At 55.9% G+C, this 667-nt stretch carries 1 protein-coding gene and 1 pseudogene; both read left to right on the forward strand.

The genetic code is table 11. The annotated features are described in order from the left end of the window. The first annotated feature begins 131 nt into the window (after window positions 1–131). A complete protein-coding gene (locus tag AB4Z23_RS27680; RefSeq protein WP_113157277.1) occupies window positions 132–476 on the forward strand; it encodes a type II toxin-antitoxin system RelE/ParE family toxin in 345 nt (114 codons plus the stop codon). A 1-nt stretch (window position 477) separates the two neighbouring features. Next, a pseudogene (locus tag AB4Z23_RS27685) lies at window positions 478–667 on the forward strand (transcriptional regulator); the annotation flags it as partial.

The raw sequence follows: 667 nt of genomic DNA on the forward strand, positions 1-667 counted from the left end.
GCGGCCATCCGCGCAAACCGTCTGGCGCTGTTGAAGGCCATTCGTGAAGCCACCGGAACGGTTGCGGATTTCTCGAAGATTACCGGCTGAGACAGGCTTGCCAATGGTAATGTTTATGTTACCATTGGCCCATGAAGGTCGTTGAATATCTGGACCCGAACGGATCGAGCCCATTTGGGCGATGGTTCGTAAAGATCGAGGCGCTTGCCGCGTCGAAGGTAACGATTGCCGTGACCCGGATGGGGCAGGGCAATCTCTCCAACGTAAAATCCGTTGGCTCCGGTGTTCTCGAATACCGGATCGATTATGGTCCCGGATATCGTGTCTATTTCGGTCGTGACGGCGATGAGCCGGTGATCCTGCTGATTGGCGGAACCAAGGCCCGGCAGCAGAACGACATCGAAGCGGCCAAGGCCTTCTGGCAGGATTATAAATCCAGAAAGGGCGCCCGAAAGGGTGCCGGGACGGGTGAGTGACATGGCGCTAACGCGGGAATTCAAACAGACAGTCAAGGCGAGGGCGGAAAAAGACCCAGCCTTCCGGGCGGCTCTCTTGTCGGATGCTGTGGAACTGTTGCTGGAGGGAGATGTCGAAACCGGCAAGTCTGTATTGCGAGATTTCATCAACGCCACGATCGGTTTCGAGACTTTATCCAAACACGTGGATG

The organism is Agrobacterium sp. MCAB5 (genome assembly GCF_052114365.1).
Taxonomy (GTDB): Bacteria; Pseudomonadota; Alphaproteobacteria; order Rhizobiales; family Rhizobiaceae; genus Agrobacterium; species Agrobacterium tumefaciens.

Excerpts from the sequence above, each read along its gene's own strand:
- AB4Z23_RS27680 (WP_113157277.1), top strand. The coding sequence starts at position 132 with ATGAAGGTCGTTGAATATCTGGACCCGAACGGATCGAGCCCATTTGGG.